The organism is Photorhabdus sp. P32 (genome assembly GCF_038085095.1).
Lineage (GTDB): Bacteria > Pseudomonadota > Gammaproteobacteria > Enterobacterales > Enterobacteriaceae > Photorhabdus > Photorhabdus luminescens.
In genome coordinates this window covers 13342-31317 of the sequence record NZ_JAZGJN010000237.1, presented here as the reverse complement: position 1 = coordinate 31317, position 17976 = coordinate 13342, and the positions used below count along the sequence as shown (strand labels likewise).

Here is a 17976-nt window from a genome sequence, read left to right as displayed (position 1 = left end):
CACCGGATAACGTGGCGCTGGTATTTGAAGGTGAATCCCTCACCTACCGCCAGCTTAACGAACAAGCAAACCAACTGGCTTATGTGATCCGTGAACGTTATCAGCAACATCATAATGTCCCTATGCAAGCTGATACCCCCATAGCCCTCTACCTCGATCGCAGTCTGGACATGGTCATCAGTATTCTGGCAGCGCTGAAAGCCGGGGGCGCTTATGTGCCCATTTCACCGGAATATCCATTAGAGCGGGTTCGGTTTATTTTGGACGATACCCGATCACCCTGCGTCGTCACTCAGCAACGGTATCTGGCAACACTGGCGACGAACACGCAAACATGCGCAGAACAACCGGTATTAATAACGGTGGATGACCTAACCATCACCACAAGCAAGTCCGTGGACAATCCGGCATCGGTAAACACATCCTCGGATTTAGCCTATATCATCTATACCTCAGGCACTACCGGCCAACCGAAAGGGGTCATGATTGAACACAAAAATGTGGCTCATCTGGTGGCGGCACAGACAGAGCTTTTTAATGCCTCCAAGAGAAAAAAAGCCTTAATGTTTGCTGCTTATGTCTTTGACGCCTCGGTTTCCGAGTTATTCCTCAGCCTACTTCATGGTCATACAGTTTACCTTTGCAGCGAAACAGAACGTCATGGCCCCGCCGTTGAAAAACTCATTCAGCGGGAAAACATTGAAATGGCCACCTTACCACCCGCCATACTGAAACTATTAACTGGTACCGAATTGCCTTCCCTGCAATTATTAGTGACAGCTGGAGAGTCACCTTCCCCAGATTTTCTTGAATATTTCAGCCAACACAACGATATACTGAATGCTTACGGCCCGACAGAAGTAACCGTTTGCGCGACAGGGAAACAATATCAGCGTGGGGATACTGCAACCAACATTGGTAAAGCGATTAATAACGTCCGCCTTTACGTTCTTGATAGCCACAGAAATCTGTCTCCTATCGGTGCGCCGGGAGAACTGTATATCGGCGGCGCCGGAGTCGCACGGGGTTACTGGAACCGGCCGGAACTGACGGCCGAGCGTTTTATGGTGAATCCCTTTGCCACCGCAGAAGACAAAGCACTCGGTTATACCCGTCTGTATAAAACCGGCGATTTAGTCCGCTGGCGAGCAGATGGCAATCTGGAATATCTGGGACGCAATGATTTTCAGGTCAAAATCCGTGGCTACCGCATTGAACTGGGAGAAATAGAAAGTGCCCTGACAGCCCACCCACAGGTAAAACAGGCGGTGGTGATTGACCGTGATCATAACGGCCATAAAGTACTGGTTGCGTATCTGGTGACAACGGGGGAACTGTCCGATGACAACCTGACCAGGCATCTCACTTCCCGCCTGCCGGACTACATGCTGCCGGCCAGCTTTACCCGTATTGAATCCATACCACTGACCCTGAACGGCAAATTGAATCGGCAGGCATTGCCGGAGCCTGTCTGGGGAAACAAAGAGGAATACGTAGCCCCCCGCAATGCACTGGAAACCCAGCTATGTGCCATTTGGCAGAATGTTTTGGGACTGGAGCGGGTGGGTATTAAGGATAATTTCTTCCACATCGGGGGCAACTCCCTGACGGCAATCAGACTAACCGCCGCCATCCACCGTATGCTGGCAACCGAAGTTTCACTGGCGCAGTTGTTTACGCTGAAAACTATCGCGGGCCTGGCAACCCAGATGGAACAACAAATTTATACGGTTATCCCTCATTTGGCTCAGGAGCGTTATCCCTTATCGTTTGCTCAGGAGCGGATGCTATTTATCGAGCAGTTTGAACAAGGTTCCGATACCTACCATATCCCCCATCTGGTTGAGCTGGATAGTGATGCCTGTCTGCCCCGGTTGGAAATCGCCATTAACCGGCTGGCTGAACGCCATGCTGTCATGAAGATGGTGTACCGCAACGATGATGATGGGCAAATTTACCCGCAGAAGCTGGACAAGAATTTGGTTATCCAGCACCTGCCCTGTGAAAATACTGACACGCTGTTGAACACAGTTCGGGCTGAAATAGCTACCCCGTTTGATTTGACCGCAGAACCCAGCCTGCGCCTGTGCCACTATCAGCTTCCCGACCGGCGCTACTTATTAATGCTATGGCATCACATCGCCATTGATGGCTGGTCAATCAATATCTTTATGGCTGAACTGGCAGAGATTTACCACTCCTTACGGGAAGGCCGTGATAGCTTGCTCCCCCCGTTGGAGATTACCTATGGCGATTACGCCGCCTGGCAACGGAGCTATTTACAAGGCGACGTCCGTGAACGCCAGCTCACTTACTGGCGGCAGGCGCTGGCTGGTTATGAATCACTGGCCTTACCCACCGATTATCCCAGACCCACACAGGTGAATTATCAGGGACAGGATTTCAAATTTGTGCTGAACACCCGGCTTTCTGAACAGTTAAGAGCGCTGGCAAAAGCGCAGGAAACCACCCTGTACACCGTGTTGCTCAGTGCCTTTTATATCACGCTGGCAAAATTGTCCGGGCAAAACGATATCGTCCTGGGGACGCCGACGGATAACCGCCACCATGCCCAAACCCAGCCTCTGATTGGGATGTTGGTTAACTTACTGGCCTTAAGGCTACCACTTCAACAAACCGCCAGTGTCGAAGAGCTAATTAAACAGACTCATCAGCGGGTGACTAAAGCCAAGACCCATCAGGATATGCCGTTTGAACAACTGATTGAAGCACTGGATATTGAACGTGACACCGCCCGTCATCCGATTTTTCAGGTGATGTTCGGGTTGCAGAACTTTGGCGAAAATCCGCCAGACAATCGTCTGCCGTTCAGACCGGTGACACTGGATGAGCCGTTATACAGCCCGGCCAAGTTTGACCTGAGTCTGTTTTTATCTGATGGACAAACCGATATTACCGGTTGTCTGAACTATGCCGTCAGCCTGTTTGCTGAGGCCACCATCGTGAGAGTGGCGGGTATTTATCAACGGGTGCTGGCCGCATTCGTGGCAGACCAGACACAATCGCTGTCGGGGCTTGATATCCTGTCTGCTCAGGAGCGCCATACCCTGCTACGCCACTGGAATCAGACCGATGCGCCTTATCCGCAGGATAAAACCCTGCAACAACTGTTTGAAGCCCAAGTGGAAAGGACACCGGATAACGTGGCGCTGGTGTTTGAAGGCGAACCCCTCACCTACCGCCAGCTTAACGAACGGGCAAACCAGCTGGCTTATGTGATCCGTGAACGTTGTCAGCAACACCATAATGTTCCTCTGCAAGCTGATACCCCCATAGCTCTCTACCTCGACCGCAGTCTGGACATGGTCATCAGTATTCTGGCAGCGCTGAAAGCCGGGGGCGCTTATGTGCCCATTTCACCGGAATATCCACCAGAGCGAGTCCAGTTTATTCTGGCTGACACAGCGGCTTCCTGCATATTGACCCAACAGCGACACGTGATAACGCTAACGACATACAGTCAGCCACTCGTGGAACAGCCGATATTGATAGCAACCGATGACCCGACAATCACCACAAGCCAGTCCGTGGACAATCCGGCATCGATAAACACATCCTCGGATTTGGCCTATATTATCTATACCTCAGGCACTACCGGCCAACCGAAAGGGGTCATGATTGAACACAAAAATGTGGCTCATCTGGCGGCAGCACAGGCTGAAATTTTTGATGCCGCCAAGAGAAAAAAAGCCTTAATGTTTGCCGCCTATGTGTTTGATGGTTCTGTTTTCGAACTCTTCCCCAGTTTATTTAATGGACTGACGCTTTACCTTTGCAGCGAAACAGAACGTCATAGCCCCGCCATTGAAAAGCTCATTCAGCGGGAAAACATTGAAATGGCCACCTTACCCCCTGCCATACTGAAATTATTAACTGGGGCTCAGTTACCTTCCCTGCAATTATTAGTGACAGCTGGAGAGTCGCCTTCTCCAGATTTTCTTGAATATTTCAGCCAACACAACGATATACTGAATGCTTACGGCCCGACAGAAGTGACCGTTTGCGCGACAGGGAAGCAATATCAGCGTGGGGATACTGCAACCAACATTGGTAAAGCGATTAATAACGTCCGCCTTTACGTTCTTGATAGCCACAGCAATCTGTCTCCTGTCGGTGCGCCGGGAGAACTGTATATCGGCGGCGCCGGGCTGGCGCGGGGGTATTTAAACCGACCAGAACTGACTGCCGAGCGGTTTGTGACAAACCCCTTTGCCACCGCAGCAGACAAGGCCAAAGGGTATACCCGTCTGTACAAAACCGGTGATTTAGTCCGCTGGCTGCCGGATGGCAATTTGGAATATCTGGGACGCAATGATTTTCAGGTCAAAATCCGTGGCTACCGCATTGAACTGGGAGAAATAGAAAGCGCCCTGACAGCCCACCCACAGGTAAAACAGGCGGTGGTGATTGACCGTGATCATAACGGCCATAAAGTACTGGTTGCATATCTGGTGACAACGGGGGAACTGTCCGATGACAACTTGACTAGACATCTCACTTCCCGCTTGCCGGAATATATGCTGCCTGCCAGCTTCACCTTTATTGACGCCGTGCCCCTGACCCTGAACGGCAAACTGGATCGCCGCGCCCTGCCTGAGCCAATCTGGGAGAATCGTGATAACTATGTCGCGCCCGGCAATGCGCTGGAAACTCAGCTCTGTACCATTTGGCAAGACGTATTGGGGCTAAAACACATTGGCATTGAAGATAACTTTTTCCGCATTGGTGGTGATTCCATTGTCAGTATCCAACTGGTCTCAAAACTGCGTCAGGCGGGTTTTTCCCTCCAAGTTAAATCAATTTTTGAAGCACCAACGGTGGCCCGGTTAGCCCAACTGCTAGCTCTCTCATCACCTACCGTTAACGTGCTCGCAGAGCAGGGATTGTTAAGCGGGGAATTTAGCCTGTTGCCTATCCAGCAGACCTTCTTCGACTGGAATTGGACAGATCCACATCATTGGAATCAAGCATTTATGATTCAGATCCCCGGCAATATCAAATCTGCACAGATTGAACAAGCTCTGATAATGCTGGCTGAACGGCACGATATGCTACGTGCCCATTTTATAGATACCGAAAACGGCTACCGTCAGTGCTATTCCGAGGAAATGCCATCTTCATGTTCCCTTCTATATCACTGTGATATCAGGAAATTAAATAAGGAAGCATTACATCAACGACTAACCCAATGGCAAAGCGGATTCGATTACAACAACGGGCCATTATGGCAAGCGGGTCATCTGACCGGATACACGGATGGCAGTGCCCGGCTATTCTTCGCATTCCACCATCTGATTATTGACGCCGTTTCCTGGCGGATTATTGCTGAACATATGCATCTGTTATTACAGGGGATGACCTTACCACCGAAGACCAGTAGTTATCGACAATGGGTCACTGCTGTCCATCATTACGCACAACAGCATCAGGATGAAATACCCTATTGGCAACAGGTAATAGCAGGAAACGACACCAAACCCGCGCTGAATAACATTACTCAGCACCTGTTAAGCATTCCTGCCGAAATGACAGACATGCTACTACATGAAGCCAACACCGGTTACCACACTGAAATTAACGATTTACTGTTGAGTGCATTGACACTGGCCTTACAGGAGACTTTCTCCCAAGCTGTAAACTACATCATTCTGGAAGGACATGGGCGGGAATCCATTGACGACACATTAGATCTTTCCGAAACCGTTGGCTGGTTTACAACCATGTACCCTGTCCGCCTGGAAATGCAAACTGATATTGCAGAAACCATCATCCACACCAAAGAGATGCTTCGTGGCGTACCGAATAAAGGTATTGGTTACAGTGCGTTACATCAAGCTGGATACCTGACTGGCGATCTACCAACCATCAGTTTCAACTACCTTGGTCAGTTAGGAGGAGCCAGCCATCAAGATTGGTCCATAACCAACGATGATTGCGGGTCTGTGTTAGCCAGCAAAAATATCAGCCATTTACTACTGGGTATTAATGGCGCAGTTCAGGCGGGAAAACTGCAATTCAGCGTGGATTCCCGCTTGCCGCCAACCCGAACAGAGATGTTTATCATGGCATTTAGGCAAGCACTCAATAACGTCATTGCTGCTGGTCAAAAGCAGGCTCAATTGGGAGGAATAAAAACCCCCAGTGATTACGGGTTTAAAGACGTTTCAATGGAACAGCTAAACCAGCTCACTCATCGTTTTGATCATATGAATCATGAAAATTCAGATCATCACCCAGAAAAGAAAACTATTTTGGACGTGTAAAAAATGTTGATGCTATTTAAAGAACTTAATAAAAATCATATGTCAGTATGGGTTTATGAGAATAAGTTGAAACTGGCGTTCACCGGAGAAACACCTCCCTCCCAACTTATTAATAAGGTTAAACAGAGAAAAGAAAATATATTAGATTTTTTGAATAAAAAAAGTATTTTTTCAGAAAAAGATTTTAAGAGTTTTATTTTTAATGAAAATCATTCTGGTGCGAATGGTTCAGTCGTCTCCCCCAGAAACAAAATTGAAACGATATTTCCGGCCACCAGCTTGCAACAGGGGTTTGTTTATCATCATCTAACTCAACCACAGGATGATGCCTATCGTGTGCAATTGCTGTTGGATTATCACACCAATATCAACTTTGCCGTCTATCAACAAGCTTGGTCACTGGCTTCATTGCGTTTCCCCATTCTCAGAACCGCATTTGATTGGCAAGGAAAAATATTACAGATCGTAACAACGGGCGCCAGTATTGGGCCATCGAACTTCAAGTTCAAAGATATCAGTCAATTACCAAAAGAAGACCAAAATAAGGCGATTGACGAAATTCAACAACGCGACCGTAGCCTACCTTTTAACTTAAGTCAGCCCGGGTTAATCCGCTTCACTCTCATCAGGCAGGGTGAGCAATTATTCACCATATTGCTCACGCAACATCACTGTATTACTGATGGCTGGAGCAACCCGATTTTATTGCAAGCTGTGCATGAGTATTACAACCAATTGATAAAAGGGCAAAAGCCCCAGATTGTGGTGGAACAGACTTATCTGGCAACCCAGCAATATCATCTGGACCATCAAGCTGAGTCAGACATCTATTGGGCGGCACGCAAAGCCCAATTTCAGGGCGCCAATGATTTTTCTGCGTTATTAAGTCACCGTGTCGATTTAGCGCAAATAAAAAGCATTGAAAACCCGGCTGAACAGGAACTCATTATTCAGGGCAGCGCTTATGAACAGCTTAAGAATATGTGCCGGACACAAGGGGTGACGCTGAATGTGGCCTTGCAATTTGCCTGGCATAAACTCCTGCACAGTTACACAGGCGATACACAGACCGTTGTCGGCACCACCGTCTCCGGCCGCGATGTTCCGGTGGCAGGGATTGAATCCAGTGTTGGCCTATATATCAATACCTTGCCGCTGATGGTGCAATGGCATCCAACAGACAGTGTAGCGACGGTCTTACAGGATATCCAGACGGCTATTGCTGCCCTCAACAGCCACAGTGCCGTCTCACTGTCCAGTTTACAATCCGACGGAGAACGGTTATTCCACAGCTTGCTGGTATTTGAAAACTACCCGGCCCCCGTGGTAAGCCAAAACCCCGCCGGTATAGAACATACCCTGACATTCCGTCAGTCCGTCGAAAAAGTGGATTATCCGGTATCGTTGATGGCCTATGAGCACGACAACAATCTCATCATCAAATTCGGTTATGGCAAAGACTGGCTGACAGAAGCACAGACACAGCGCGTACTGGGTCAGCTTGAACGCATCCTGCACGCGGCGGCATGCAACCCAGATCAGTTACATACGTCAATCACCTTCCTCAGCGAAGCAGAGCGTCATACCCTGCTGCACCGCTGGAATCAGACCGACGCGCCTTATCCGCAGGATAAAACCCTGCAACAACTGTTTGAAGCCCAAGTGGAAAGCACGCCAGATAACGTGGCGCTGGTGTTTGAAGGAGAATCCCTGACCTACCGCCAGCTTAATGAACGGGCCAATCAGCTCGCTTATGTGATCCGTGAACGCTGCCAGCAACATCATAATGTCCCAATGCAAGCTGATACCCCCATAGCCCTTTACCTCGACCGCAGTCTGGACATGGTCATCAGTATTTTGGCGGTATTGAAAGCCGGTGGCGCTTATGTCCCCATTTCCCCTGAATATCCATCAGAGCGGGTTCGGTTTATTTTGGATGATACCCAATCACCCTGCGTCGTCACTCAGCAACGGTATCTGGCAACACTGTCGACAAACACGCAAACACGCGCAAAACAACCGGTACTGATAGCAGCGGATGACCTGACAATCGCCGCAGGCCAGTCCGTGGACAATCCGGCATCGGTAAACAAATCCTCAGATTTGGCCTATATCATCTATACCTCAGGCACCACCGGTCAGCCGAAAGGCGTCATGATTGAACACAAAAATGTGGCTCATCTGGTGGCAGCACAGGCTGAAATTTTTGATGCCGCCAAGAGAAAAAAAGCCTTAATGTTTGCCGCCTATGTTTTTGACGGTTCTGTTTTCGAACTCTTCCCCAGTTTATTTAATGGACTGACGCTTTACCTTTGCAGTGAAACAGAACGTCATGCTCAGGCAATTGAAAAACTCATTCGACGAGAAGGCATTGAAATAGCCGCCTTGCCGCCAGCAATATTGAAGTTGTTAATTGGCTCGCATTTACCTTCCTTGCAGTTATTAGTGACCGCCGGAGAATGCCCCTCCCTAGATTTTCTTGAACATTTCAACCGTCATAGCGCTGTCCTCAATTCTTATGGTCCGACCGAAGTGACCGTTTGTGCGACCGAAAAAATATATCAACGTGGGGTCATCCCAACCAATATCGGCAAAGCCATTAATAACGCCCGCCTTTACGTTCTTGATAATCAGGGCAATCTGTCTCCTGTCGGCACACCGGGAGAACTGTATATCGGCGGCGCCGGAGTCGCGCGGGGTTACTGGAACCGGCCGGAACTGACTGCCGAGCGGTTTGTGGCGAATCCCTTTGCCACCGCAGAAGACAAAGCACGCGGTTACACCCGTCTGTACAAAACTGGCGATTTAGTTCGCTGGCGAGCAGATGGCGATCTGGAATATCTGGGACGCAATGATTTTCAGGTCAAAATCCGTGGTTACCGTATTGAACTGAGCGAAATAGAAAGTGCCCTGACTGCCCACCCACAGGTCAAACAGGCGGTAGTGATTGATCGTAATCATAACGGCCATAAAATACTGGCGGCATATCTGGTGACAGCGGGGGAACTGTCTGATGCCAGCCTGACTGAACATCTCTCTTCCCGCCTGCCAGAATACATGCTGCCAGCCAACTTTACCCGCATCGACTCCGTTCCCTTGACCCTGAATGGCAAACTGGATCGCCGCGCCCTGCCTGAACCAATCTGGGGAGATCGTGACAGCTATGTCGCGCCCCGAAATGCGCTGGAAACTCAGCTCTGTACCATTTGGCAGGCCGTCTTGGGGCTGGAGCGGATTGGCATTGAAGATAACTTTTTCCGCATTGGGGGGGATTCCATTGTCAGTATCCAACTGGTGTCAAAACTGCGTCAGGCGGGCTTTTCCCTCCAAGTTAAATCAATTTTTGAAGCACCAACGATAGCCCGGTTAGCCCAACTACTGGCACTCTCATCACCTACCGTTAACATACTCGCAGAGCAGGGATTGTTAAGCGGGGAATTTAGCCTGTTGCCTATCCAACAAATCTTCTTCGACTGGAATTGGTCACATCCACACCATTGGAATCAGGCATTTATGATTCAGATCCCCGGGAATATTAAATCCGTACAGATTGAACAGGCCCTGATAATGCTGGCTAAACGGCACGATATGTTGCGTGTCCGTTTTATAGATACCGAAAACGGCTACCGTCAGTACTATTCCGCGGCAATACCATCTTCACATTCCCTTTTACATCACTGTGATATCGGGGAATTAAATAAGGAAGCATTACATCAACAACTAACCCAATGGCAAAGTGGCTTTGATTATTGCAGCGGGCCATTATGGCAAGCAGGTCATCTGACCGGATATACGGATGGCAGCGCCCGGCTATTCTTCGCATTCCACCATCTGATTATTGACGTAGTTTCCTGGCGAATTATTGCTGAAGATATACGCAGATTGTTGCAGGGCGAAACACTGCCAGAAAAGACCAGTAGTTATCGTCAGTGGGTGAGTGCGGTCCATCACTATGCAAAATGCCATCAACAGGAAATTTCCTACTGGCAGCAAGTCATGGTAGGAAATCTCTCACACACCGCTTCAGATGAAATCAGTCATCACATGCTGAGCATTTCCGCCGAATTGACCGACATTCTGCTGCATGAGGCCAATGCTGGCTATAAAACCGAAATCAATGATTTGCTTCTCAGCGCTCTCACTCTGGCATTACAAGCTGTTTTTTCTCAACCGGTTAACCACATCACGCTTGAAGGCCACGGTCGAGAGAGTATCGACAACAGACTGGATGTTTCTGAAACTATCGGCTGGTTTACCACACTATATCCCGTTCGTTTGGCAATGCAGACAACTATTGCAGACACCATCATTCACACCAAAGAGATGCTTCGTACCGTGCCCAATAAAGGCATTGGTTATGGGGCATTACATCAGGCAGGCTATTTGAGTGGGGATTTACCAGCGATAAGCTTCAATTATCTTGGGCAATTGGGCGGAGCAATCGGGCAAAACTGGTCACTGACCAACAACTATTGTGGAAACGTAATAGCAAACGATAACTACAGTCATTTACTACTCAATATTAATGGATTAATTCAAGCTGGTAGGCTGCAATTCAGTGTCAGTTCACGCTTAACACCGACTCAGACACAACTATTTATCACCGCATTTGAGCAGACTCTCCAGGTTGTCATTATGGCTGGTCAACAACAGGAGCAAGTCGGCGGGATAAAAACCCCCAGTGATTATGGTATTGACGGGCTGTCAATCTCTCTCCTACGCCAGCTACAACAGCGCTACCTGCTTGAAGCCCTGTACCCCGCCACCAGTTTGCAACAAGGATTTATTTATCATCATCTGACCCAGCCGCAAGATGATGCCTATCGCGTACAACTGTTGCTGGATTATCACACACAACTCGATCTCGCCGCCTACCAGCGGGCCTGGGCGCTGGCCTCGCTACGCTTCCCCATCCTCAGAACGGCATTTAACTGGGAAAACGAGGTATTACAAGTTGTGACGGAAGGCGCAAGTATTCATTCGGCGAATTTCGAGATCAAAGATATCAGTCAATTACCGGTAGAAGAATGGAACAGCGCCATTGAAGCAATTCAACAACATGACCGTACCCTGCCATTTGATTTAAGTCAGCCCGGTTTAATTCGCTTCACCTTAATTAAACAAAGTGAACATCTGGTAACGGTGCTAATCACGCAACATCATTGTATTACCGATGGCTGGAGCAACCCGATTTTATTGCAGACTGTGCATGAATATTACAACGAACTGACACAAGAACGTGTCCCCCAAATAGTGGTAGATAAAGCCTATTTGGCAACTCAGCAATATTATCTGGATCATAAAGCAGAATCCGAGGCTTATTGGGCTAAACATAAATCACAACTCCACGGAATGAATGATTTTTCCCCCTTGCTAAGTCATTGCGTTGATTTAACGCAGATAAAAACCGTTGAAAAACCCGCTGAGCAACTACTCACTGTACAAGGCAACTCTTATGAACAGCTTAAGAATATGTGCCGGACACAAGGAGTGACACTGAATGTGGTCTTGCAATTTGCCTGGCATAAGTTACTTCACAGCTACACAGGAGATGAGCAGACCCTTGTCGGTACCACCGTCTCCGGTCGAGATGTTCCGGTGGCGGGAATTGAATCCAGTGTTGGCTTATATATCAATACTTTGCCGCTGATGGTGCAATGGCGCCCAACAGACAGTGTAGCGACGGTCTTACAAGATATCCAGACGGCTATTGCTGCCCTCAACAGCCACAGCGCCGTCTCACTGGCCAGTTTACAATCCGACGGGGAACGGTTATTCCACAGTCTGCTGGTATTTGAAAACTATCCTGCTCTCGTGGTAAGCGAAAACCCCGCCGGTATAGAACATACCCTGACGTTCCGTCAGTCCGTCGAAAAAGTGGATTATCCAGTATCGTTGATGGCCTATGAACGCGATAACAGCCTCATCATCAAATTCAGTTATGGCAAAGACTGGCTGACAGAAGCACAGACACAGCGCGTACTGGCTCAGCTTGAACGTATCCTGCACGCGGCGGCATGCAATCCTGACCAGTCACATACGTCAATTTCCTTCCTCAGCGAAGCAGAACGTCATACCCTGCTGCACCACTGGAATCAGACCGATGCGCCTTATCCGCAGGATAAAACCCTGCAACAACTGTTTGAAGCCCAAGTGGAAAGAACACCGGATAACGTGGCGCTGGTGTTTGAAGGCGAACCCCTCACCTACCGCCAGCTTAACCAACGGGCAAACCAACTGGCTTATGCTATCCGTGAACATTATCAGCAACATCATAATGTCCCCATGCAAGCTGATACCCCCATAGCCCTCTACCTCGACCGCAGTCTGGACATGGTCATCAGTATTTTGGCGGTATTGAAAGCCGGTGGCGCTTATGTGCCCATTTCACCAGAATATCCATTAGAGAGGGTTCAATTTATTTTGAACGATACCCAATCACCCTGTGTCGTCACTCAGCAAAAGTATCTGGCAACGCTGGCGAAAGACACGCAAACATGCACAGAACAACCAATATTGATAGCAACAGATGACCCGACAATCACCACAAGCCAGCCTGTGGACAATCCGGTACCGGTAAGCAAATCAACCGATTTGGCCTATATCATCTATACCTCCGGCACCACCGGGCAGCCGAAAGGGGTCATGATTGAACACAAAAATGTGGCTCATATGGCAACGGCACAGGCTGAAATTTTTGATGCCGCAAAGAGAACAAAAGCCTTAATGTTTGCCGCCTATGTTTTTGATGGCTCTGTTTTCGAACTCTTCCCCAGCTTATTTAATGGACTGACGCTTTACCTTTGCAGCGAAACAGAACGTCATGCTCAGGCAATTGAAAAACTCATTCAACGAGAAAGCATTGAAATAGCCGCCTTACCGCCAGCAATATTGAAGCTGTTAATTGGCTCGCACTTACCTTCCTTGCAGTTATTAGTGACAGCAGGAGAATCCCCCTCTCTGGATTTGCTTGAACATTTCAACCGTCATAGCGCTGTCCACAATTCTTATGGTCCAACCGAAGTGACCGTCTGCGCGACTGAAAAAATATATCAACGTGGAGTCATCCCAACCAATATCGGCAAAGCCATTAATAACGCCCGCCTTTACGTTCTTGATAATCATGGCAATCTGTCTCCTGTCGGAGCGCCGGGAGAACTGTATATCGGTGGCGCCGGAGTCGCGCGGGGTTACTGGAACCGGCCGGAACTGACCGCCGAGCGGTTTGTGGCGAATCCCTTTGCCACCGCAACAGACAAGGCCAAAGGGTATACCCGTCTGTACAAAACCGGCGATTTAGTCCGTTGGCTGCCGGATGGCAATCTGGAATATCTGGGGCGCAATGATTTTCAGGTCAAAATCCGCGGTTACCGCATAGAATTGAGCGAAATTGAAGCCGCACTCGCTTTGTACCCACGGGTAAAACAGGCGGTGGTAATTAACCGTGAGCATAACGGCCATAAAGTACTGGTAGCGTATCTGGCGACAGAAGGGAAATTCTCAGACGATGAGCTCATCAGGCACTTATCTTCCCGTCTGCCAGACTATATGGTGCCAGCCAGCTTTACCCGTATTGAAGCGGTACCTCTGACCCTGAACGGCAAACTGGATCGAAGGGCATTGCCGGAGCCTGTCTGGGGAAACAAAGAGGAATACGTGGCGCCCCGCAATGCGCTGGAAACCCAGCTCTGTGCCATTTGGCAAACCGTCCTGGGGCTGGAGCGGGTGAGTATTGATGATAACTTCTTCCGTATCGGGGGGAATTCCCTAATGGCAATTAAGCTGACCACAGCGATACGCCATGAAATGGGGATTGATATTCCTTTAAATATTTTATTTAGCTGCAAATGCATTTCTCTATTATCCCAATGGCTGGAAACAGGCAATACAAAATCCAGCTTGCTTAATTTATTAACACCAAAATCAACGGCAACAAATAAGTTGTTTATGGTTCATCCAGCTAATGCAGGTAGTGAAGTCTATGAATTTCTGGCAAATAATTTATCTGGTGCGTATAACTGCATAGGCATCGATAATTATAATCTCTGTACAGATAATCATATAGGTTCACTACACCAAATAGCTGAAATTTATAGGGAATTAATTCTGACTGAAACTTCTGTTGATCAACCTATTCGTATCTTAGGATGGTCATTAGGTGGACAATTAGCGATGGAGATTGCATTTCAATTAGAACAGCTAGGTGCAAAAGAAATTCAATTGTTCTTGTTAGATACAATAATCAATAATGATGAGATAAAAGAGCTCAGAGATAACTTAGATATATCAAGCAAACATGGCCCTATTGTTGTAAAATTGCGGGAAATGGGAGCAAATGATACTTATATTAATAAAGTTCTGGCAGCAATACCATTTGAACATGGAATAACCAACTGCAATTTAAGCGGGAAATTAGCCCATACCAATATTACCCTATTTAAAGCTGGCCAAATAACTCCATATTATATAGATGAAATTCAATTAGCTATGGGTAAATTGATAATAAAGATACCGGATAATAATATCTCCCAATGGGCAGTCAATCCATTAGTGATTACATTGCTTAATGATTATTATCATGAAAATATTATTGAAGCTATTTCCATTATCAGCACAGAAATAATCAACACGCTATCAATTAAGGATAATATCAATATAATTTAATTATGGTTAACGGGGCTGGCATTTCTGGCCCCGTCAAATTAATAATATAATCGTCATCAATAATGAAAAGGTTATTTTGACTTAGCAAAAATCATTCTTTGGATGGAACACCTGTAACCACTAATAAACTGTTTCTTGTCGAAAAATGAACATTCAATTTTTAACCAAACCACCAAACGCACAATCAATAACTTTATCGACAAATTCAGGTGTAATGGGAGAAAAGGAAACCATATATTTGTAGTAAATAGCACCGAAAATGCAGTCTAATAATAAGCCACTGTCAGCATTAGAAGAAATTTCTCCCCGCTCGATAGCATGTAAAATGATCTGCTTTCCTAATTGTCGCCGTGGTTCAAGCCAACGTTGAACAAAAACTTCCCTCACTTCAGCATCATACTGCGCTGATCCCAACAAATACCTGAACAGCAACCCGCGCTTACTTTGCAACACTTCAATAAGCTTTTTAATGGTAACCCGCATGGATTCTATCACCGGTATCTGTTTATCATAAATAATTAGCGGTTCAATATCATCAAAGAAAGCATCCATTAAAACTGCTGATACATTCGGCCATCTGCGATAAATAGTCGATTTCGCAACGCCTGAATACAAAGCAATATGATTAATAGTGATATCTGCAATTCGCCCACTTTCAACGAGAACAAGTGCGGCACTCAACACCGTTCTTGTCGTGTCATTATCACGTGGACGCCCACGTCTTAATGAGGATAGCCGCTCATTCTCACTCATAAATCCCTCCGCTTATGGCAAAAGTAACCATATTTAGGTATTGACAAATAATGCCAGAAAAGCAAGTTTAGACGCTCTAATTTCGATACCAATGGTTTCGTATTTAATAAGGGTAATCGGAATAGAGCGCTACTTCTAGTAAAAAACGGGATGTACTCCGTAAAACCGAAAAAACAATTCAATACTCAACTCATAGAAAATGTTCCCAGGAACATTGATTCTGGCTAAAGAATGGAGGAGAGAAATGTCTGTATATGATGTCGCTATTATTGGCGCTGGACCAGCAGGTTTAGCTGCGGTACAGAAATTGAAAGGAAAAGGTTTACGAGTCGTACTAATCGATAATGGCAAAGCTATTCACGAACGTGATAAAGATAATCTCATTGAGATAACCGAGGGACATGGTGGCGCAGGGCTGTTTTCTGATGGAAAATTCTCATTTTTTCCTTCTGCCAGCGCACTTTGGGAGTTACCAAATGAACTGGAATTACGACAAGCTTATGAATGGACATGCGCCACGCTAAATACATATGGTCTGGATACGCCGCCGTTTCCCACAAATCCCAAAGACTTTACCGTGGGTTCCGGGGAATGGGTATTAAAAGATTATCCCTCTAATTATATGTCTCTTGAAGATAGAATTAATCTTGTTGAAGATATGGTGCAAACGGCAGATGCAGATATCATCACACAAACGAAATTCCTATCTTATAAATACATCAGAAAAAAAGATTCTCTGATTATGAATTTAAGAGACAAAAATGCTAACACTTACCAAATTGAATGCCGACGAATCATTTTGGCTAGTGGAAGATTTGGTCCATTAGAGATTGCTAATCTGGTTGAAAAACAATCCTTCAATCGATTGGAAGTCGGGTTCCGCATTGAACAGCAAAAAGATGTGGCATTTTTTAAAAATATGAAACAACTTGACCCGAAATTAAAGCTTCAGTCGGATGATGGCGCTATTGAATGGCGCACTTTCTGTGCTTGCCGAAATGGCGAAACAGTATTAACAAAAACCCAAGATTTATGGACTGTCTCCGGTCATTCTGACGGCCCCTCTACAGGGCGATCTAACGTTGGGTTTAATACACGTATTCTTGATGAAGATATCGCGGACCGAACGCTCAATAATGTTATTTCCGCCATGAAGCAAAAGGATTCCTATTTTAGAATCAAAATACAAGATGTATTAACCGGAAATGCTCACATAATTACACAACTTGTCTCTATTTATGGCGAAGAGCTATTCGATAAAATGTTGCAAGGATTGCGTAATATCATTAAAAAATTTCCTGAAATCAATCACGAAAATACACATATCGTCGGTCCCACATTGGAAGGTGTTGGTTGGTACCCCAGTCTTGACGGCGATTTAAGCCTGGAAACTTCCTCTTATCCTGTATGGGTTGCAGGCGATGCTTGTGGAATTTTCAGAGGCATTGTTGCTGCAATGATTAGTGGTCATTATGCCGCCTCAGCGGTTCTTAAAACCTTGGCAGTAGAGGCCGCCTAATCCGTAGGCTAGCTGAATAAGCGGGGGATTACTAATATAGGTAATCCCTATATGTTTACCATAACAAACAAATCTACCCTGTCCCGATAACGAAAAAATTAATTTAGGTTTATTATGAAAGTATTACATGTTTTTGATATGGACGGCACTCTTCTCAGAGGAACCACAGCAAGTCTGGAAATTGCCCGCACAATGAATTGTCTGACAGAACTTCACTGGTTGGAAAAACAATTTGCTCAAGGAGACATCGATACCAAAAAATTTGCCGCTGAACTACAACTTCTATGGTCAAATTTACAGTACGCTGACGTTACTAAAGTTTTTTATGCCTCACCGTGGATTGAGAGAATAAAAGAGGTTTTTGACGATATCAGAACTAAAGATGAAATATCTATGGTCATTACTCTCTCACCAGATTTTTTCGCCCAACATTTGAGAAAATTTGGGGTTGATATTGTTGTTGCATCACATTTCCCTGCTTTACCTTTTCGTGAACCCGTTGATCCAAAACAGATATTAACGCCTGAAAGCAAATTACAGATAGTAAAAAAATATGTACAGGAATATGGGCTAGATTTAGAGAAGTGTGTCGCCTATGGTGATTCCGGCTCTGACATCCCCTTATTTAATGCTCTTACCAATACAGTTGCCATTAATGGGACGGATAAAATACGTAAAATCGCATTAATTCATTATGAAGGTAATGATCTATGGCAACCCTATCAGCTGATACGGAAAAAGCTTAGTTGTGAATAA

At 46.5% G+C, this 17976-nt stretch carries 5 protein-coding genes; 4 read left to right on the top strand and 1 reads right to left on the bottom strand.

All coding sequences use genetic code 11. The annotated features are described in order from the left end of the window. Nucleotides 1-11: 11 nt before the first annotated feature. Together V2H77_RS07570 and V2H77_RS07565 are read left to right on the top strand one after the other, a co-directional pair. Nucleotides 12-6284, top strand: coding sequence for an amino acid adenylation domain-containing protein (locus V2H77_RS07570; protein ID WP_341498320.1), 6273 nt, complete (start codon nucleotides 12-14; stop codon nucleotides 6282-6284). A gap of 3 nt (nucleotides 6285-6287) precedes the next feature. Beyond that, nucleotides 6288-14948 carry an amino acid adenylation domain-containing protein gene (locus V2H77_RS07565; RefSeq protein ID WP_341498319.1) on the top strand — a complete coding sequence of 2887 codons (8661 nt, stop codon included), beginning with the start codon at nucleotides 6288-6290 and terminating at the stop codon, nucleotides 14946-14948. A 153-nt stretch (nucleotides 14949-15101) separates the two neighbouring features. Here V2H77_RS07565 and V2H77_RS07560 read toward each other — a convergent pair whose 3' ends face one another. Continuing rightward, the gene (locus tag V2H77_RS07560; RefSeq protein ID WP_341498318.1) at nucleotides 15102-15701 is read right to left on the bottom strand and encodes a TetR/AcrR family transcriptional regulator; all 600 of its coding nucleotides are present in this window, start codon (nucleotides 15699-15701) and stop codon (nucleotides 15102-15104) included. Between the two features lie 244 nt (nucleotides 15702-15945). Between V2H77_RS07560 and V2H77_RS07555 the strand changes: the two genes are divergently transcribed. Beyond that, entirely contained in the window at nucleotides 15946-17220 is a 1275-nt protein-coding gene (locus tag V2H77_RS07555; RefSeq protein ID WP_341498317.1) for an FAD-dependent oxidoreductase, read from the top strand. 114 nt (nucleotides 17221-17334) lie between these two features. Continuing rightward, entirely contained in the window at nucleotides 17335-17976 is a 642-nt protein-coding gene (locus V2H77_RS07550; RefSeq protein WP_341498316.1) for an HAD family hydrolase, read from the top strand.

Coding starts and splice junctions, on each gene's coding strand:
- V2H77_RS07565 (WP_341498319.1), top strand. CDS start 6,288: ATGTTGATGCTATTTAAAGAACTTAATAAAAATCATATGTCAGTATGG.
- V2H77_RS07560 (WP_341498318.1), bottom strand. CDS start 15,701: ATGAGTGAGAATGAGCGGCTATCCTCATTAAGACGTGGGCGTCCACGT.
- V2H77_RS07555 (WP_341498317.1), top strand. CDS start 15,946: ATGTCTGTATATGATGTCGCTATTATTGGCGCTGGACCAGCAGGTTTA.
- V2H77_RS07550 (WP_341498316.1), top strand. CDS start 17,335: ATGAAAGTATTACATGTTTTTGATATGGACGGCACTCTTCTCAGAGGA.